At 50.1% G+C, this 19,079-nt stretch carries 16 protein-coding genes; 15 read left to right on the top strand and 1 reads right to left on the bottom strand.

The annotated features are described in order from the left end of the window. Positions 1–52: 52 nt before the first annotated feature. The 13 genes from BM322_RS04825 (at position 53) to BM322_RS13860 (ending at position 14,293) form a co-directional block, all read left to right on the top strand. Positions 53–604 (top strand): hypothetical protein, encoded by a 552-nt coding sequence (locus BM322_RS04825; protein WP_075428782.1) that lies wholly within the window; start codon positions 53–55, stop codon positions 602–604. Then, complete coding sequence (locus BM322_RS04820) at positions 601–1,995, top strand: hypothetical protein (protein WP_075428781.1); 1,395 nt, start codon at positions 601–603, stop codon at positions 1,993–1,995. Before BM322_RS04825 ends, BM322_RS04820 begins: the two co-directional genes overlap by 4 nt. A 19-nt stretch (positions 1,996–2,014) precedes the next feature. Continuing rightward, the gene (locus tag BM322_RS04815; protein WP_075428780.1) at positions 2,015–3,091 is read left to right on the top strand and encodes a pentapeptide repeat-containing protein; all 1,077 of its coding nucleotides are present in this window, start codon (positions 2,015–2,017) and stop codon (positions 3,089–3,091) included. Next, on the top strand, positions 3,084–3,617 hold the full coding sequence (locus BM322_RS13550) for a hypothetical protein (protein ID WP_075428779.1): 534 nt from the start codon (positions 3,084–3,086) through the stop codon (positions 3,615–3,617). The genes BM322_RS04815 and BM322_RS13550 overlap by 8 nt, the downstream gene beginning before the upstream one ends. Before the next feature lie 4 nt (positions 3,618–3,621). After that, on the top strand, positions 3,622–4,080 hold the full coding sequence (locus tag BM322_RS04805) for a DUF4280 domain-containing protein (RefSeq protein WP_075428778.1): 459 nt from the start codon (positions 3,622–3,624) through the stop codon (positions 4,078–4,080). Between the two features lie 66 nt (positions 4,081–4,146). Beyond that, positions 4,147–4,617 carry a hypothetical protein gene (locus BM322_RS04800; protein ID WP_143102179.1) on the top strand — a complete coding sequence of 157 codons (471 nt, stop codon included), beginning with the start codon at positions 4,147–4,149 and terminating at the stop codon, positions 4,615–4,617. A 2-nt stretch (positions 4,618–4,619) separates the two neighbouring features. After that, entirely contained in the window at positions 4,620–5,006 is a 387-nt protein-coding gene (locus tag BM322_RS04795; protein ID WP_075428776.1) for a hypothetical protein, read from the top strand. A gap of 26 nt (positions 5,007–5,032) precedes the next feature. After that, positions 5,033–5,536, top strand: coding sequence for a hypothetical protein (locus tag BM322_RS04790; protein WP_075428775.1), 504 nt, complete (start codon positions 5,033–5,035; stop codon positions 5,534–5,536). Positions 5,537–5,606: 70 nt separating this feature from the next. Continuing rightward, positions 5,607–5,999 carry a hypothetical protein gene (locus BM322_RS04785; RefSeq protein ID WP_075428774.1) on the top strand — a complete coding sequence of 131 codons (393 nt, stop codon included), beginning with the start codon at positions 5,607–5,609 and terminating at the stop codon, positions 5,997–5,999. Between the two features lie 12 nt (positions 6,000–6,011). Further along, positions 6,012–6,212 (top strand): hypothetical protein, encoded by a 201-nt coding sequence (locus BM322_RS04780; RefSeq protein ID WP_075428773.1) that lies wholly within the window; start codon positions 6,012–6,014, stop codon positions 6,210–6,212. A gap of 45 nt (positions 6,213–6,257) precedes the next feature. Further along, on the top strand, positions 6,258–13,304 hold the full coding sequence (locus tag BM322_RS04775; RefSeq protein WP_082334377.1) for an RHS repeat-associated core domain-containing protein: 7,047 nt from the start codon (positions 6,258–6,260) through the stop codon (positions 13,302–13,304). A 2-nt stretch (positions 13,305–13,306) separates the two neighbouring features. Further along, the gene (locus tag BM322_RS04770) at positions 13,307–13,666 is read left to right on the top strand and encodes a hypothetical protein (RefSeq protein WP_075428771.1); all 360 of its coding nucleotides are present in this window, start codon (positions 13,307–13,309) and stop codon (positions 13,664–13,666) included. 81 nt (positions 13,667–13,747) lie between these two features. Beyond that, positions 13,748–14,293, top strand: coding sequence for an RHS repeat domain-containing protein (locus BM322_RS13860; protein ID WP_075428770.1), 546 nt, complete (start codon positions 13,748–13,750; stop codon positions 14,291–14,293). A 220-nt stretch (positions 14,294–14,513) separates the two neighbouring features. On the opposite strand, the gene BM322_RS04760 is transcribed toward BM322_RS13860, so the two are convergent. Next, positions 14,514–15,353 carry an AraC family transcriptional regulator gene (locus BM322_RS04760; protein ID WP_318254538.1) on the bottom strand — a complete coding sequence of 280 codons (840 nt, stop codon included), beginning with the start codon at positions 15,351–15,353 and terminating at the stop codon, positions 14,514–14,516. A gap of 304 nt (positions 15,354–15,657) precedes the next feature. Here BM322_RS04760 and BM322_RS04755 point away from each other — a divergent pair, with 304 nt between their 5' ends. Then, positions 15,658–16,998: an MFS transporter gene (locus BM322_RS04755; protein ID WP_075428768.1), complete on the top strand. Its 1,341-nt coding sequence runs from the start codon at positions 15,658–15,660 to the stop codon at positions 16,996–16,998. Continuing rightward, on the top strand, positions 16,995–18,989 hold the full coding sequence (locus BM322_RS04750; RefSeq protein ID WP_318254533.1) for a glycoside hydrolase family 127 protein: 1,995 nt from the start codon (positions 16,995–16,997) through the stop codon (positions 18,987–18,989). Before BM322_RS04755 ends, BM322_RS04750 begins: the two co-directional genes overlap by 4 nt. Positions 18,990–19,079 lie beyond the last annotated feature (90 nt).

The raw sequence follows: 19,079 nt of genomic DNA, 5'->3' as shown, positions 1-19,079 counted from the left end.
GAATGTGATAAATGCTTTCATTATCGGCTAGACGCTATGCCAGGAGGGACTCATGAGTAACGAGAACAAGCAATCCATCTATAATCCGTTTGTAATGATCCATGGGCGCCAGACGGTCTTTTCCCGTCAGACGGTCCTGGAGGGCAAGGTGTCAATCGTCATGCCCGACGATTTTGCCTTGCTGGATGAGGCGACCCGGCGGAAGATGTATGCGGTAAGCGATGCACCGGGTGAGCTGTACAGCAACGAGCAAGGCTGTTTCGTGCTGGGATTCAAGCAGGCAGAGACAGCGATTGCGGAAAATCAGCTGGACTTTGCCATGGACATCATGAAGAAAGTATTCCCCTATAGTGCGCACCAAGCCCAGCTGCTGTCGGCAAAGATCATGCAAGCCCAGAATGCCCAGCTGGGCGTTTTGGCGTATGCTCATGAGACGCTGCTGGAGAAGGTATGTCAGGTCATGTTCCTGGGCTCGCTGGAGGGGCGGATGCTCGTCGGCAGCCTGCATTTCTCGCTCAAGGACAGCGAGTGGATGCTGCCGCTGGCAGAGGAAATCATTGGCTCCTATTGCGACCTGACGCAGAAAGAAGGCGGCAAGGAATGAGCACCCAGCATACCAATATCAAGGTGGAGGGAATTGACTTTGCGCGGCTCCTGCAGGTGACCATCCACCATGAGCCGAATGAGCATGGCACGGCGCGCGTGGTGGGCGAGGTGCCGGCGGAGCTGGGCCAGCGGTATATCACGCGGGCCGAGGACGGCAGGGAACTGAAAATCGTGAGCGGCGACGCGGAAAACGTGACGTTCTTTGACGGAGTCGTTACCTCGCTGCAGGTCAAGCAGCAGGCAGAGTACAGCCAGCTGGTGGTGGAGGCTATGGACAAGAGCTATCAGCTGGATATCCGCAAATGTTCGTGCAGCTATCAGAATACGGGCAAGGGGTATGGCGATATCCTGCAGCAGGCCTATGGGGATGCGGGTACGCTGCAGGTGACGGGCAGCGACCAGGCTATCGGCGGCCTGATCCTGCAGATGGATGAAACAAACTGGGCATTTACCAAGCGCATGGCGTCGCGGTTCAACGTGCCGGTCGTCGCAGACATCACAGTGGCGAGGCCCTTGGTATACTTTGGCCTGCCGGCGCCGCGCCGGACGCTGTCCATCGATACGGCCAGCTGCAGCTATGGACGCTCGGAGAAGAATTTCCAACGCGTCAGCCAGAACTATCTGGCGGATGGCAACGAAGTCATGCGCCAGGACTTTGCGGCGCTGACGGTGCACTCCTACGACTATGGGCAGATTGGGGACAAGGTCAAGATGGGCGGCAAGGAATACCGCATCCGCACGGTGGATGCTGAGCTTACAGACGGCCTGATGCAGATGACGTACTCGCTGACCGGGGAAACGGGGTTCGTAGCGCCTGTGCAGAAGAATACCAACTGCGCTGGCCGTGTGCTAAAGGCACAGGTCAAGGCGGTAAAGCGCGACCAGATACAGGCGCATCTCTTTGAGATCGACCCAGAATATGACAGCGGCAGTGACTGGTGGTTCCCGTACTCGACGGCCTACTCCAGCAGTGACGGCAGTGGCTGGTATGTCATGCCGGAAAAGGATGACTATGTGCGCATCATGTTTCCCTCCAAGAATGAAACGGATGCCTTTGCTGCCAGCTCCATCAATTCCTCGCCGCCGGAGAACACGCGGAACAAGAGCTTTAAGGCACCGGGCGGCAAGGAGATACTGCTGACTGATGATGGCATCTACATCATGTGCCAGCATCAGAGCATCTTCATCGATCTTACGCAGGGCGATGGCATCAAGATTGTTTCTTCCAAGGACATCCATGTATCGTCGGATGCCAATGTCACGCTGAATGCGGAGAAAAATCTGACGCTGCTGGCCAAGGAGGGGATTACCCTGCAGGCAGGTGACTCGAAACTGGCCATGAAGAAAGACCAGGTCGTGCTGGGTGCCAAGAATGTCATCATAACCTGAGGCGGAAAGGAGCAAAGCAGTGTTTTCTTCGCTGGATGAATACAAACAAGAATATTATGCAGACAGGGAACGAGGCTTGCTGCAAAAACTGAATATGTGGCTCGGAGACAGCAAGGCAGAGCGTCGGCAGGAATGGCTGCGGGCGATGACTGACATCCTGCAGCAGGCGATAGCTGTGCAGCAGCAGGCCCAGCAGGCGGGGCAAAGCCTTTCCTGCCGCTATCTGACCTGTTCGCTGCTATACATTTCGATATATCAGGGGCAGCCTGTGATACGGGTGGAGTTCTTTGGCGATGCTGACTCGTATCCGCATGCGCCGTGGCTGACGGCAGCAATCGATGTCAAGGGGCTGCTCACGCTGTGGACGCCGTTCGAGCAGCAGGTGCTCGACAAGCAGCGCTGGCTGGCCCGCTATTATGCGCCAGCTGAAATCCGGCGGCTGTTCCCGCAGACCATTGAAAAGATGGTATACCTGCTGGCTTGCCATTGGCGGTACTGGGTAAGAGAACTTTTGCTGCAGGGAGCCATGACGGGACTGGCAAAATCTGAGGGTTTTGCGCTGACTCTGGGCCAGTACCGGGGCTGGCAGGAGCCGGTATATACGGCAAAGCCGCCGCAGGATCTCCTGCTGCATGGAGCTAGGAGTCTTGCGGGGGTAGATTTTGTCAAGGGCATCTATCGCGGCCAGACAATCCGGCAGGATGATTGGAGCGAGACAAGGTTTTGGGACTGCTGCTGGGAGCGCGTGCAGCTGGAGCAAGTGAATCTTGCAGATGCCTTGTTCGTGAACTGCCGGTTTTATGGCGTCGCGTTTACGGACTGCTGTTTGGCCGGGGCAAGATTCGTGTCGTGTGCGTTCTACACCTGCACGTTTACTGCCTGCGATGCCAATCCGGAGTCACAGGCGCTCCCCGCGACACGGCTGTATCAAGGAGCATGCTGGCAGGCGTGCAAGTGGCAGCATTGCGTGTTTGACCGGTGCGACTTGCAGCGGATGCGCGTCAGTGATGACTGGCAGGAAAATGTGACCCTGCGCGACTGTAAGACCGGGCAGGCGGGATTCATGCAGATAGAACAGGAGGCAGACGATGATTGAACCGTGGTATTGGCTGCAACAGGATACGTCAGCCCATCATGTGATACAGGCAACAGAACTTACAGGCAGGAAATATCCAGCCATCATGCGGGGCGATTGTTTCTTGCGCCTCGAGGATACTGTCACGCACTATACGCTCAAAGATCCGCTGTTTCAGCCTGCGTTCTTGTTTGAACCGACGTTCATGATAGCCGATGCGATGTTTGAGCTATGGCAGAAGCTCGAGCCAAGGCTGCGCGGCAAGTCCGTGCAGTTCTTTGAGGCGCGGAATCGTGTCGATGCACCGATGCCGCTCTACTGGGTGCCGTTCCTGCCCTCAGAGGAAGATACACTGCATGAATCGACCAAGCAGGAGCTGGGGCGGGCAGTCACGCCTATCCTGCGGCGCAGGAAGCTTGCTGGCCGTCACTTCCTGCATATCACGCTGGCGGGCGGCCAGCTCTGGCTGGCATCGCTGACGGCCGTGGAGGCTATCCTGCGGCAGGATGCGACGGGAATCATCATCACTCCGGTAGAAAGCAGGTGAAAACATGGCGGAGGAATATATGACGGCGTATCACTTTACCAAGTGCGACAAAGGCTCGCGGGAGGAGTACATCAACCTGCCTGTCGACCACGGCGTGATTTCCATGACGACAGGCTATCCGCTGCTCAATGCCAACGACCATAAATACGAGGGCGAGAACAAGAATATCCGTGGCTACTGTTCCTGCAAGGTCATCGGCCAATGCCGGCCTCTGACTCCAAAGGTATGGGAATCGACGGCCAAGCAGCATCTGATTGAAGGGGCTCCGGCGCTGACCGAAAACAGCAAGCTCAAATGCATGTACGGTGGCACCATATCGTTCTGCGACCCGCCAGCAGACGTACAGAAGAAAATGCAGGAACAGGAAGACGCCGAGAAAAAAGCGCAGGAACTGCAAGAAGCACAGGAAAACTCAAACTCCAGCTATATGGGCGAAGACGGTATGGGGGATTCTATGGACTAGGATACTGGTGAGTGGGAAGACAATGATAGAACTGGTACGGGACATGCGGATTTTGTCAAAGAATCGTTGAAAAAAATGATAGGAATGGGTATTGCTCCTAAACCTGAAGAAATGACAGGGGATTATTGCGTGGCAACAGTTGGGGCCAATGTATTTGGCAATGTTTCTGCTGGTGTGGGAGTTATCTATGATCGTAAGGGGAACATATATGATTTGGGGGAAGTAGGTGTGGGACGTGGGGTATCGTTTGGAAAAGTTCAAGTGTCGGCTGGCGAGGGGAATATACCTGAATTAAAAAACTGTATAGATACTGAGGATTATATATCGACAATAAATGGGACATCGATAGGTATAGACCAATCAAATGGTATTCAAGTAGGAATATCAGGTACATGGCCAGAAGGGCCTGAGGGAGGGGAAGTGAAAGTATCTTTACCTAGTATTGGAGTAAATGGGAGTATAAGAAAAGTTGAATGCATTGGAAATTTATATGGAAAAACGGAATATGATGATGTATTGTCGCAGTGGGAGAAATAAATATGAAAATTTTACTAATAGTGTTAGCTTTTTTTGCGCTTACAGGGATAGGACCAGTCTTATTACATCATGATACATACGAAGCACGTAAACAGACTGAGTGGCAAGTGTTTCAGGAATATGCAATTCCACCGGATAGTGAAGAAATAAGCGATAACAGCATAAAAAGACTAAAGACGGTGTTTATTGTGAAGAAATATCGTGTGAAGGCTACAAGAGAGGATTTGGAAAATTATTACAAAAACAAATTGCAATCTGCGGGATGGAAACAGGTAGATGTAGAGAAAGGTATAGGGTTTGTGCGCGATGATTTGAAGATAAAAGTATATATAGAGAATTCAGAAGCAATGGTAAGGCTGGTTTACATAGGAGATGACAATGATATTTAATACGTAGAATAGGATGAGTGGGCGGAATGATAAGCATAAGAGTATCGAAATATGATTTGAAATATAGGGATGATAATGGATATTATCAGCGGGAAGAATGGATATCATACCATGATATCGGTAGAGAGTATCTAGGTGAGGTGTTGACGAAAGAACAGTATTTGGCAGTTGAAAATAGCTACTTGAATGTTATCAGAAAGCTATATAAAATATATCCTTCATTGGTCTTGTATATAAATGGTTTGGAACTTTTTGATGAGGATGATGTGAGGTGGCATGAAAATGATGCGATTACCCAGGACGGAGTGGACAGGCTGGCAAGAGCAATCCTAAGGGAAGAATTGTGGTGCAAATTAATCGATGATAATGTCGAGGTGCACTTTGGCTATGACTATTATATGTATATCGTGTTCAAACAAAACTATACCATTCGTACAATAATTGATATTTATAAATATATCGATAAGAACGGATTGTTTATAGAACATATCATTTCGCCTTATTTAGAAGATGAGGATGAAGAAGACTAGAATCAGTATATGTTAGCGTGTTATATACCGGCGAAGATAAAGATATCTAGAGTAGATGGGGCAGTAATATATGAATATGAAATTTCTAATAATACTGATAGTGTTTTGCGCACTTACAGGGATAGGCCCAGTCTTTTTGCATCATGATACATATGAAGCACGTAAGCAGGAAGAACTGGTGGTGTTTCGAGAATGTGCAACACCGCCGGATGCAAGAGAAGTCAGTGATAATAGTTATGAAAAGTACAAGACGATAACGATAATAAAAAAATATAAAGTCAGTCAAGCAAAAGAACAAATAGAAAAATATTATCAAGAGAAATTAACGTCGACAGGATGGGAGAGGATAGAAAACAAGGATAATGTTCACTATCGGCGGGGTGATTTGGCTATTTTTATAGAATATGACATGCCAATTGTGGAAGTTAGTTTATTGTATGTCGGTGATGATAAGGGGGTGTAGGTAGAGATAAATATGAAATATTTGATGATATCAATCGCTTTTTTTGCTTTGACAGGGATAGGCTCAGCCCTTTTGCATCACGATACATACGAAGCACGTAAGCAGGTTGAGTGGCAAGTATTTCAGGAATATGCAATTCCACCCGATGCAACGGAAATAAAAGATAGGAGCTTTGAAAAGTTCAAAACGGTTGTAATTGTAAAAGGAATGTAGTTTATTTGGATTAGATTTTCGTGTACACAGGAAAGAAGGTTCATTATGGAGCAAACTCCGCTGGGGTGGGTTCGGCTTGCGGGTATTTCGTATCGGAAAATCGAGGAATTAGAGATAAGCGAACAGGCAGGATGGCATGGCAGATGCCGGCTGCTTTTAGGCATGGATGAGACGTTTGGGGAGCAGGATGTATTGCGGCTCGAGCAGCAGGCGGTTACGGTCTGGGCTGGCGAGTGCGTGATATTCTGCGGCGTCATTGTCAGCTGCCAGTTGACAAGTCAAGCTGGGGAGAAACGCTTGGAACTGGTATTGTATTCGCAGTCTTATTTGCTGGATATCGCCAAGAAGTCGCGCACGTTCCAGTCGGAGAGCAAAACACTGGCCGAGATAGCAGGTCAGGTAGCTGCGCCTTACAAGGCGGATATATTGATTCAGCAGGATGAGACGATTGCGCGGCTGGTTTATCAGGAGGAGCAGACGGATTGGGAGTTCCTGCGCCGTCTGGCCGAGAGCACGGGGCGCTATATTTTTGCTGATGCCAAAAGCCAGGGATTGCGAATCAGTCTTGGCTATATCCCGTTCTACCAGAAACAGCTGGCGCCTGACGATAAAGTGCTGGGACAGCGGCTGCTGCTTGCTGAATACGGGCGGGTAAAGCAGAACACGGATAAGGCGGCTATTCCCTGCTACTATACGGAAACCTCTATCGATACGCCGGATTTATCGCTGGGGGTTGGCTATGCGCTGAAGAATGGCGAGCGTGACCAGATTGTCATGAAAAGTGTCATCGAGTCGCGTGAGGGCCTGCTTGTCAATCATCTGGAAGTCATCAATCAGGAAGGCTGCCGTGTCGATGCGCAGGATGAGCAGCGCGAGCAGAACCGGGGCAGATACCTTGGCGGCAAGATACTGGCCGTGGATGGCACGAATGTCAAGGTGCATTTTGATGTAGATGAAAGTCAGGGTGAGGGGGAGGCCTGCTGGATCCCCTATGAGAATATCGTCAATAACTACATGTACTCGATGCCGGATGTAGGCGATAAGGTATTCGTCTATCAGGAAGAGAATGGCAAGCTGATGGCGCAGGGCAGTCATAGGGCCTCGACGGAGGGCAACAGCGACTATGATACGCCAGAGAACCGTTCGCTGACGAGCACGAATAATCTGCTGCAATTCCAGCCAGGCAGTGTCATCCTGCAGGCTGGCCGCCAAGGGCTGAATACATCGGAAATCGTTATGAGTGATGCGGCGGGGATAAGCATCCACTCGAACAAGGATATCTGCTTTTGGGCTGACCGCGACATCACGGTGCAGGCTGCGCAAAGCAAGACGCCTGAGCAGCACGGCCAGCCAGCCGCAGACTATGAGCAGGGCATGGCAGACTATACGGCTCATGGCGGTAACAACATCCCCGTCGATATGGGCAGTGATGCCGAAATCGGCGCCGACGTCGACGGGCTGAAAGCCAGCAGTGCCGCCGCTGAGCCGGTCGTGGCATCTGGGCAGGCCAAGGCCTGTGATGCGGCGACTGGTACCACGCATGCCACGGCAGAGCCGAGCCCGGAGGAGGGCGAGAGCCCTGCCAGCGGCATCATCCAGGCAACGGGCAAGGATGCTGTGGCCATGCAGGTAGGAGCGAGCCGCATCGTGATTGCCAAGGATGGCGTCATTGAAATCAAGGCTCCGGTATTCGAGCAGAGCGGCTATATCAAAGGTGCGCACGAGATTGCTGCCGACCATATGGATGCGGAGCAAATGGATCAAGTCGCTATGGATGTCGGCAAGGAACTTCTCTGGGCCGGTGCCAGCATGATTCCGGTGGTCGGCAATCTGATGAGTATCTATGATGCCTATCAGGATGCCAAGGAAGGCAACTGGGGGATGATGGCTCTGGATTTGTTCTGTGCGATTCCAGGGCCGGGCAATATGGCCAAGGGGCTCAAGGCAGGAGCGAAGGGACTCAAGGCAGCAGAAAAATTCGGCAAGGTCGGCAAGGCAGCCGTCAAAGCAGGCGAAGGGCTCATCAAAGCTGCTGAAGTGATGAACAAGGTGGATGATGCCATCAAAGGAATCCTGAAAAGTGTCGAACATGTCATGACTGGAGCCGCAGGCATTGTTGTGGGAACAGGCAAGATTGTGGGAAAAGCGGCAGATGATGTAATGAAAGGTGTAAAAGATGCGGTTAAATCTTTGCCAGACGTGGAAAAACTACGAGGGGCATTGGAAGGCAGCAGAGTGGCAAAAGCTGCCAAGACAGCGTGGAAAGGAGCAAAAGAAGGAGTAGGAAAAGTGTGGAATGGTGGGGTGAAGAAAATAAAAAAACTAATGGGCGACCCCGTGGATTTGGTTACAGGCAGTTTCGTATTGGATATCACCGATATGGTATTCAAAGACCTCGGCGAGGACTTTGTCCTGACCCGTTGCTATGAGTCGCTTTATGAGAACAAGGGGCAGCATCTCGGCAGCCGTTGGCTGATAAGCGTCGGCATGTGCCTGTCAAGGCGTGGTGACCATATTACGGTGCTGATGCCAGATCTGCATCTGGAGAAATTCTGCCGCCAGCAGGATGGCAGCTGGCAGAATCAGCGTGGCGGCAGCCTGGCCTTGCAGCTGGCAGAGACCAAGACGGGGTATCAGCTATCCGTTCTGGCTGCGCGGAAGTGCTATACCTTTGATGAGACAGGCAAGCTGACTTCCCTGCAGAAGAACCAGCAAAAGCCCGTGGTAATCAGCTATCAGGGCGATTTTATCGATCATATCACGCTGGCCTGCGGACAGGAAATCCGCTTTACCTATGAGCGGGATAAGATAAGCACCATCAAAGATCCCACGGGGCGTGTGCTGCGCTATACCTATGAGGGCGACCTGCTGACGAAGGTCACGTATCCCAACCGCGGCTATTTCGCCTATACCTATGACGATGCTGGCCGCATCCTGTCAGTAAAAGACCTCAACGGCAAGACGTATGTGGAAAATACCTACGACAGTGACAGCCGTGTGACGCGCCAGGCCATGATAACGGGCGGCGAGTATGTGTACTTCTACGATCCGCAGAATCGGCAGACCACCTACACCGAGGTGCACACGGGCCAGCGTCTGACTGTCCACTACAACCGGCAGAAACTCGTGGAGGCCATCGACTATCCCGATGGCACTACGGAGCAGCGCGGCTATGATGCTTGGGAGAATCAGGTGTATCAGAAGGACCGTCTGGGCCGTGAGACCCGCTGGGAATACGATGTCCAGGGGAACCTGCTGCAGGAGACTTCGCCTACGGGATTGGTAACTACCCATACCTATGACGAGCAGGGACTGCGCATCCATTCGGAGGATAATCTCGGGGATGAGATCTGCTATACCTACACGCAGGAAGGTTGGCTGCAGGAAAAGAAGACCAAGCAGGCGGCAGGGATATGGCAGCGGGAAATCTATACCTATGACCGTGAAGGCCGCATGCTCAGCAAGAGCGTAAACGATCAGGTGACACAATATTGGTATGAGGAGCAGTCGCCTGTGCCGTCGGCTATGAAGACGCCCTGCGGCGATGAATTCCGCTACCATAACGATGAGGCCTATCGTCTGAGCATCATCACGAGTGAATTCGGCTCGCGCAGCTTTGGCTATGACAGCATGGATCATATCGTAAGTGACACGGATGCTCTGGATAATGAATATAAGGCAGAATATGATAAGATGGGGAATCTGCTCTGGGAGTGCAGCCCCAAGGAAAGCCTCAACGGGGATTCCCGCTGCTGGCAGTATACCTACGACGGCATGGATAATCCCATCCGCACCAAAAGTCCGCTGGGAGTCGTCTTTGCCAAGGTGTATGACGGGGAGAGCCGCCTCGTGAAGGAAATCCATCCGGAGGCCTGGCAGAAAGCTACGAAGGATGGAGAAGGCACGACCTATGACTACGACCCTGAGGGCCGCAGAATCCGCACGCATTATCCCGACGGCGGCGTGGAACGCTGCTTTTATGATGCCGTAGGCAATCTTATCAAAAAGGTCACGCCCAATCACTATGAGGCGCAAACAGATGACGGCGCCGGTATCATCTATACATATGATGCGGGAAACAACCGCACCTCTGTGACCGATGCGGATGGCAACCTCATCGAGGTGGCGCGCTACGATGCCAAGGGGCGCTGCATCTATCAGCAGGATGCGGGCCAGCTTGCAGCAAGCCGCGAGGGGATGACCTATGCAACGACCTATCGCTATGACCTGGCGGGCAACAAGCTCGAGGAGCGCAAAGCTGTCGCCGAAAAGGACGGTGAGATCCAGTACAGCCTGCGGCGCTGGCGCTATGATATCCATAACAACATCGTAGCGGAAAAGACCTGGCTGACGATGCAAAGCGCGACGAGCGCAAGTGGCCTGGCACGGACTATCTGGCGGGAATACGATGCGCAGAACCGCTGCCTCCGCGTGACGGACAGCCTCGGGGCGGAGGTCAGATACACTTACAACAGTATCGGCAAGCGCACGAGTGAGACGCGGAAGATAAGCGGCGAAGAAACGCAGTACATCAAGTACGCCTATGATGCCGCAGGCCGTCTGCTGGAGCGGGCGGAAAAACGCAATCCGAAACGCAACCGCAAGTGGTGGGCGACGACCAGCTACACCTACGATGCCGATAGCAACATCATAGAGATTCAGCTCCCCGATGGCAGCAAGATCCAGCGCGAGTATGATATCGTAGACCGCATGACAGCCGAGACGATAATCGACAGTGCCTCAAGACAGCAGAACACGACGCGCTTTGCCTATGACAAGGCGGGCAACCTCTTGACCATCACCGACGACTGCGGCCGCGAGGAAAGATTCACGTACAACCTGATGAATCAGCAGACGCAGGCAACCACGAGCGCAGGCCGCACGCAGAAACTCGTCTACGATAAAGAAGGCAACATAACCGAGCGGCAGCTGCCGCAGGAAATGTCCTATCACTACCAGTACGACAGCGCAGGGCGATTGACGGCGGTAATCGGAACCGATGGAAAGCCATTGGAAACGGTAGCCTACGACCGTGCGGGCCGCCGCATCAAGGTGGATACCGCTGGCGGCAGTGGCGCAAGCTACGCCTACACCGCCGCAGGCTGGCAAACGCATATCGAAACCAAGGGAGGCGCAAGCCAATCCTATCACTACGATGCCCTCGGCAATATCACGGGCATCATCGACGGCAATGGCAACGAGACGACATACCTGCTCGACAGCTGGGGCCGCATCACCGAAATCTGCAAAGCGGACGGCAGCAAAGAAAACTACGCCTACGACTTTGCGGGTAACATCACCGAAGCTGTCGATGGCAACGGCAACAAGCGGACATATGCGTATGACGATAACAACCAGCTGAAGTGCATCACCTACCCCGACGGCAGTCAGGAGCAGTATCACTACACCGCCGATGGCAAACTAATCAAATTCCAAGACCGCAATGGTATAACGAATGAGTACCAGTGGAACGTCTATGGTAGTCTCGTCGAGCGCAAGGCAGGCGATCTGCGCAACAGCTATGAATATGCGCCAAACGGCCAGCTTATAGCGGCCATCGCTGGTGGCATGGACTACCGCTACACCTACGACAAAGACGGCCTGCTGCTCACCAAGAAAGCCAGCGGCAGGACGCTATTGGCCTATACCTACGATGAACTGGGGCGCAAGACCAGCCAGACCGACATTACAGGCCAGCAAATTAGCTACCGATTTGACAAGTCAAATCAGCTGGTTGACATTTGCGATGAATTTGACCAGTCAATTGTCAAATTTACCCGCGATGCCGATGGCGCCATCCAAAAGATAACCCATGCCAACGGTATGTGGCAGGATGTCGCCTATGATGCGGATAAAAACATCACCAGCCTGACCGTGGCCACGCCTGATAAGCTGCTGGCGCAGAATACCTACCGTTACGATGGTAATGGCCAGCGAATTGAGAAAAATGAGCTGACGGGCAAAACGCTGTACACCTACGACAGCCTGAATCGCTTGGCACAGGCAGAATATCCAACCTATACGGAGCGATTCAGTTACGACCAAGCGGGGAATCGGCTGACTAGAACGGCGAAAGATATCGAGGAGCAGTATATCTACGATGTCAATAACCGTCTGACAAAGCGAACAGTCAACGGTCAAGTGGAAACCTATCGCTATGATAACGCAGGCAATCTGCTCCAAGATGGAAACAACACCTACGAATACGACGATTTCCGCAGGACGAGCAAAGTGACCACCAAGACCGGCATAATGCAAATAAACCGCTACGATGCCGAAGACCTGCGTCACGAAATGGAAGAAAACGGCAAGCTCGTTCAGTTCATCTTCAACGAAAACAAGGAAGCGATAACGGAAGAAACGGATGGCAACATTACCCGCCTGATTCGCACCAGCGACCTCTGGGCGATGGAAGCCAACCCCGAGAAGACCTGGTACCACTACGCCAGCGATGAACAGGGAAGTACCGTATTCATCACAGATGAGCAAGGCGATGTAAAGAATCGCTACACCTACGACGCGTTTGGTAATACAATAGAATCGGAAGAACAGATTCCGAACCGCTACCAATACACAGGCCAACAGCTAGACCCAATAACCAAGCAATACTACCTGCGCGCAAGATTCTATAATCCCGCAATAGCCAGATTCACGCAGGAAGACGAATACCACGGCGATGGGTTGAATCTGTATGCCTACTGCGCGAATGACCCTGTGGATTATTATGATCCGAGTGGGTATAATGATTGTCCTAATAAGAAGGCGTTATATCAAGTTGGAGAATATAACAAAATTAAGGGGAAACCTGGGTTAGATGCGCATCATGTAGGACAGAAGGCCATGATGAAAAAATTGGTAAAGAATTATGATTTTAAAACAGCGCCTGCGATTAATGTTCCTATACGTGGACATACTAGAAGGCTAGGTGATAAGGGAATTGTTAGTAGAAAAATGAAAGGTATTAATTCTGCACGACAATTGTTGGCACGTGATATTAAAGAGTTGCGTAGGGTGTATCCTGATATACCTAATCAAAAGTTAAAAGAATTGATAGAGTTAAATAAATCTAAGTATCCAGAAATGAGGAAATAATTGTGGAAGAAAAATTAATGGCAAGTTTGTATAAAACATTGATTATCGATTGTGTTAAAGATTATAAAGATGAATTTGATAATTCACTTATTAAAGATTGTAGTAATGAAAATTGGAAAGAAATGGTTAGATTATATAAAAAGCTATCAGATTCTGATAAAGAAGTTTTTTTTAACATAATAAAAACTGTAATAAATGATGCGATAGCGTCATTTTTAGGAGGTATTGATGGTTCTTTAACCCTAATTGATTTTCAAGATGAATTGAAATTGACTGCGAACGGGAAGGAATTAGAAGATTTACAGGATACTTGGTATATGTATGTTGAAGATGTTTTAGGTAAAAAATCTAATGAGCCTTGAGAAAAGAAAAATATTAAAATATTTAGAAATGAAAATAGTGGTAATTACAATAGTCGGATATAGGGCAATGTCACTGAAGCCGTGGATGGCAATGGCAATAAGCGCAGCTATGCATACGATGACAACAATCAGCTGAAGTGCATCACCTACCCCGACGGCAGTCAGGAGCAGTATCACTACACCGCCGATGGTAAACTGATCGATTTTAAAGACCGCAATGGTATAACGAATGAGTACCAGTGGAACGTCTACGGCAGTCTTATCGAGCGAAAAGCTGGCAATCTGCGCAATAGCTATGAATATGCACCCAATGGCCAGCTCACTGCCGCCATAGCTAACGGCATGGACTACTGCTACACCTACGACAAAGACGGCCTGCTGCTCACCAAGAAAGCCAGCGGCAGGACGCTATTGGCCTATACCTACGATGAACTGGGGCGCAAGACCAGCCAGACCGACATTACAGGCCAGCAAATTAGCTACCGATTTGACAAGTCAAATCAGCTGGTTGACATTTGCGATGAATTTGACCAGTCAATTGTCAAATTTACCCGCGATGCCGATGGCGCCATCCAAAAGATAAACAAAGCGAAAAGTCAACGGTCAAGAAGAAAGCTACCTCTATGACAAAGCGGGTAACCTGTTGCAAGATGGAAACAACACCTACGAATACGACGATTTCCGCAGGACGAGCAAAGTGACCACCAAGACCGGCATAATGCAAATAAACCGCTACGATGCCGAAGGCCTGCGTTATGAAATGGAAGAAAACGGCAAACTCGTGCAGTTCATCTTCAATGAGAACAAGGAAGTAATCGCGGAAAAAGAGGACGGAAATATCACAAGATTAATTCGCTCTATTTTCGTTGTTGCGCCATTGATGAGGGGTTACGCCATAGTGTCGTTTGAAAAGCCGGGCAAAGTAGCCGCTATCGTTGAAGCCGTTCTCATAGGCTATCGCTTGGATGGATGTGTTGCTGGATGTAAGCATTTGCGCTGCTTTTTCCAGACGCAGCTGCTGAATGATTTGGCCAGGTGTTTTTTGATAGCGCTTCTTGAGTAATCGGATCACATAGGCGGGATGAAAGGAGAAGTGATCGGCAATGTCATTTAGATGCAAGTCCTCCTGGTAATGGTCGTTCAGGAAGGCAAAGATTTCAGCGGTTGCATCGCGGGGCTGCTTGTCGAGACTGGATTCCCCGATATAGGTGAGCAGGGTGAAAAAAAGTTGTTGTAGTTTCAGTTGGGGAATCGTGTTATCTGAGAAGCGTTTGCTATTTTCCTTGCGGTCAATGCGTACTTGTGTGATTTGTTCCATGATATCCAGCATATTCGGTTGAAGCTCTTCTAGTATCCTGCCATATTGTGGCAGTGAAATGTGGAAGGGCTTTTTTTCAAATTGTTGGGAACTTTTTTGGATGACGTTGGAATCGCGTACGGGTGCATCTGTACAGGAAAAGGTTCCGGTGGTATAAAAATGCAGCCAATGGAAGATGGTTTCTGTGCGGCAGGGTTTAGTGCCGCGATGCAGCCGATTGGGAGGCAGGATAAGGAATTGCCCGGCTGTAACCGTGAATCTTTGACTGTTTTCTTCCATAAATAGTTCCCCTTGATGGACATAGATAAGGTCAAAGGTATGGGGCAGGGTTCGCCGTAGGTGCCGGTCACCGATACGGAATGTGGACATACCGCCGACAATCAGGTAGGGAAGCGGCGGACAGGAGAATATTAGATACATTTGGAATTGCCTCCAGTGGTTAATTTTATCCGACAAAAGAGAGCGATTTATCGAGTTCTTATGGTTTTGTCCGGATAATTATAGCATGTTTTCGGCGAATTAGTCCAATTTTGTAGTACTTTGTCGGATAATATCGTCCTATAAATGGTGAACAGAATGTCTATTATCAAAGAGCAGATACGCTTATAATTAGGGCATAGATTTTAATGGACGCGTCAAAAAATCAATTTAAAAATCAGAAGGAGGAGTTTTAATGTCTGGAGAAAAGGTCGCGGAGAAAACAGAATTGCGCAGCCGGTTAAGTTATGCTCTTACGGATGGCTGCGGGAATTTGCTGTATTGCATCATTGGTTCCTTCCTGCTTTATTTTTACACGGATGTGTTTGGCTTGTCTGTTGCGGTAACTGGTACGTTGCTATTGGCTACCAGATTGCTGGATGCTGTTGATGCGCCTGTGTGGGGCTTTATCGTAGACCACACGAAGACAAAATATGGCCAAAGCAGACCATATTTCCTATGGTTGTGTGTGCCGTTTGCAGTATTTATGTGGCTGACCTTTACAACGCCGGATTTAAGCGGGACTGCTAAGGTAGCGTATGCGGCGGTTACGTATATTGCGGCTGGTGTTATCTATACGGGAATTCAAACGGCAATCACTTCGATCCTGCCCAACTTGTCCCATAACTCGGAGGAACGGGTGGTACTTAACACCTTTCGCATGGTTGGTGGTAATGTAGGTGCCTTCATTTGCATGACCTTTACGCTGCCTTTGGTTGCTTACTTTGGCGGTGGCAATGATCAGCTGGGTTTTTCTATGACGCTGGCGTTCTTTGGTGTCATTGCGGCGATGCTCTTGTTTGTGGCTTTTCGTAATTTGCGGGAAGTAAATGTAGAAAAAATTAAACGTATTCCAATAAAAGACAGCATTAAGGCGGTTAAGGGGAACTGGCCGTGGATGATTCTGGTATTGGCTAATCTCATTTTCTGGATTGCGCTTACGATCCGTCAGTCTACCGTGGTTTATTATTGTCAGTATGTGCTGGGCGACAAGGGGATTGCCGCTATGATCAATGGCTTTATGGTTATACAGGTACTGGGGATGCTTTCCATTCCGTTCCTGGTTCGCCATACCAGTAAGCATACTACCATGATTATCGGTTTTGTCCTTGCTATCGTGGGGCATATCGGTATGTACTTCGCGGGGGCAAATCTATCGGTGCTGATTCCTTTCTGGTGCATAAGCTGCATTGGCCAGGGGATTGCTTGTTCTATGCCATTTGCCATGCTTTCCGATACTGTGGATTATGGGGAGTGGAAGACTGGCATCCGCGCCAGTGGTTTCCTGACGGCCATCGGCAGTGCTTTCTGCATTAAGGCCGGTTCTGGCATCGGTGGTTTCATACCTGCTATGATTATGGATGCCTTTGGTTATGTGCCGAATGCCGTTCAATCGGCAACGGCTTTGCTGGGGATTCAGGTGGTATTTATCTGGCTGCCAGCGGCGATTTTTGCTATCGGCATTGTTCCTATGTTATTTTACAGTCACTATGAAGCAAAGGAGGAAGAGGTCTTGGAAGCCCTCGCACAGCAATGATGAAAACTTCAGCAGCGTTAAATCATACAATATCAGAGGATACTGCCCAGGTAAAAGTTACGGATAAGTTCTGGCTGAACTATATGGAACTTATCCGCACGGAAATGCTCCCTTATCAGTGGCGGGTGCTCAATGACTTAGAAGATATCGAGATTGCCAAAGAGCGGGATGCAGATTATATTCCTTCGGAAAAAAGTCATGCAATCGAAAACTTTAAGATTGCCGCAGGACGCAGCCGAGGGCATCACTATGGGATGGTTTTTCAGGATAGTGATGTGTATAAATGGCTGGAAGCTGTTGCTTATACGCTGGCTAGGGTTCCGGAGGACAAAGAGCTTCGGGAGGCAGCAGACAGTGTGGTGGAGCTCATTGCCGCAGCGCAGGAGGAAGATGGCTATTTAGGCACGTATTTTACGGTGGAAGCACCGGAGCGCAAATTCAAGCGGCTTTATCAAAGCCATGAGCTTTATTGTGCCGGTCATTTCATTGAGGCAGCGGTGGCTTATCACAAGGCGACAGGCAACCAGCTGGTACTCGATACTGCCTGCCGGTTGGCCGATTGCCTGGATCGCCATTTTGGTCCGGAGGAGAGTAAGATTCATGGCTATGATGGCCATGAAGAGATTGAGCTGGCCTTGTTCCGTTTGTATGAAACTGTTGGCAATAAGCGTTATTTGGAACTGGGCCGGTATTTCCTCTATCAGCGGGGCAAGGACCCGGATTTCTTCCGTAAGCAGTGCCAGGCAGATGCGGATACCTCCGTGCTTATCGAGGGGATGGAAGGGTTCAAGGATAGTTACTATCAGAACCATAAACCGATTCTGGAGCAGGAAACGGCAGAAGGGCATGCGGTAAGAGTAATGTACATGTGTACAGGTATGGCTATGCTGGCGCGGTTAAAAGGGGATACAAAAATGCGCCAGGCAGCCCGACGGCTGTGGAAGAATATTACGGAAAAGCGGATGTATATTACTGGAGCCGTGGGGTCAACCGTGATAGGAGAGGCATTTACTGCTGATTATGATTTGCCGAATGACTCTATGTATGGAGAAACCTGTGCCTCTGTGGGATTGATGTTCTTTGCTCATAATATGCTGAAGGACGAGGCTGGCCATGGCGCTTATGCTGATGTTATGGAACGGGCCTTGTATAATACCGTCCTTTCGGGGATGGCGTTGGATGGCAGGCACTTCTTTTATGTGAATCCCTTGGAGGTTGTACCGGAACTTAGCCGTAAAGACCCAGGCAAGAGCCATATCAAGACTACGCGGCAGGCCTGGTTCGGCTGTGCTTGTTGTCCGCCGAATCTGGCACGGTTGATCAGTTCTTTGGATGCGTATATCTATTCGGTGACAGCGGATACCATCTATGTGGATCTGTATGTGGGGTCTGAGGCAGAGCTGCCTTTGGCCGATAAGAAAGTAAGGCTGTCTATGACAAGTCAATTCCCCTGGCAGGGTAAGGTCGGCTTGACGGTGGAAACAGGCGGCAGATATGGGATTGCACTCCGGATACCATCATGGGCGAAAGGATATACGCTGTCAGTGAATGGTCAAGCAGTAAATGACGAAAAGCATGATGGTTATGTGATTGTGCGGCGGAGCTGGCAGAAGGATGATCGGATTTGTCTGGAACTTCCGATGGAAGCAACCCTTTATCAGGCCGCACCGGAAGTCCGGGAAAATATCGGCAGGCTGGCCGTACAGAGAGGCCCGCTGGTATACTGTGCGGAATCCATAGATAATGGCGAAGGGCTGGAGCGTATCCGTCTGGTAGATGGTATGGCATTTACCTATGAGTATACAGACAGTCTGTTTCAGGGAGCAGGCGTACTTCGCACGGATGCCGTAAGGGAGGCAAAGGGGCATACCTTGTATAAGCGCTATGGCGAGCCCAGTGTCCTGCATAGGCAGGAACTTACCTTGATTCCCTATTATTGCTGGGGGAACCGCGGGGAAAATGAGATGATGGTCTGGCTGTATCATAAATGAGAGATTCCTGGCGCGGAATGTTGGTGGATTTTACCTTGGTTTTGTGCTAAACTGTAAACAGTGTTTCTCTGGAAGAGATATATTGTTTAC

The organism is Selenomonas sp. GACV-9 (assembly GCA_900116485.1).
GTDB classification, from domain to species: Bacteria; Bacillota; Negativicutes; order Selenomonadales; family Selenomonadaceae; genus Selenomonas_A; species Selenomonas_A ruminantium_G.
This window is presented reverse-complemented; position numbering and strand designations above follow the sequence as displayed.

Coding starts and splice junctions, on each gene's coding strand:
- BM322_RS04825 (WP_075428782.1), top strand. CDS start 53: ATGAGTAACGAGAACAAGCAATCCATCTATAATCCGTTTGTAATGATC.
- BM322_RS04820 (WP_075428781.1), top strand. CDS start 601: ATGAGCACCCAGCATACCAATATCAAGGTGGAGGGAATTGACTTTGCG.
- BM322_RS13550 (WP_075428779.1), top strand. CDS start 3,084: ATGATTGAACCGTGGTATTGGCTGCAACAGGATACGTCAGCCCATCAT.
- BM322_RS04805 (WP_075428778.1), top strand. CDS start 3,622: ATGGCGGAGGAATATATGACGGCGTATCACTTTACCAAGTGCGACAAA.
- BM322_RS04795 (WP_075428776.1), top strand. CDS start 4,620: ATGAAAATTTTACTAATAGTGTTAGCTTTTTTTGCGCTTACAGGGATA.
- BM322_RS04790 (WP_075428775.1), top strand. CDS start 5,033: ATGATAAGCATAAGAGTATCGAAATATGATTTGAAATATAGGGATGAT.
- BM322_RS04785 (WP_075428774.1), top strand. CDS start 5,607: ATGAATATGAAATTTCTAATAATACTGATAGTGTTTTGCGCACTTACA.
- BM322_RS04780 (WP_075428773.1), top strand. CDS start 6,012: ATGAAATATTTGATGATATCAATCGCTTTTTTTGCTTTGACAGGGATA.
- BM322_RS04775 (WP_082334377.1), top strand. CDS start 6,258: ATGGAGCAAACTCCGCTGGGGTGGGTTCGGCTTGCGGGTATTTCGTAT.
- BM322_RS04760 (WP_318254538.1), bottom strand. CDS start 15,353: ATGTCCACATTCCGTATCGGTGACCGGCACCTACGGCGAACCCTGCCC.
- BM322_RS04755 (WP_075428768.1), top strand. CDS start 15,658: ATGTCTGGAGAAAAGGTCGCGGAGAAAACAGAATTGCGCAGCCGGTTA.
- BM322_RS04750 (WP_318254533.1), top strand. CDS start 16,995: ATGATGAAAACTTCAGCAGCGTTAAATCATACAATATCAGAGGATACT.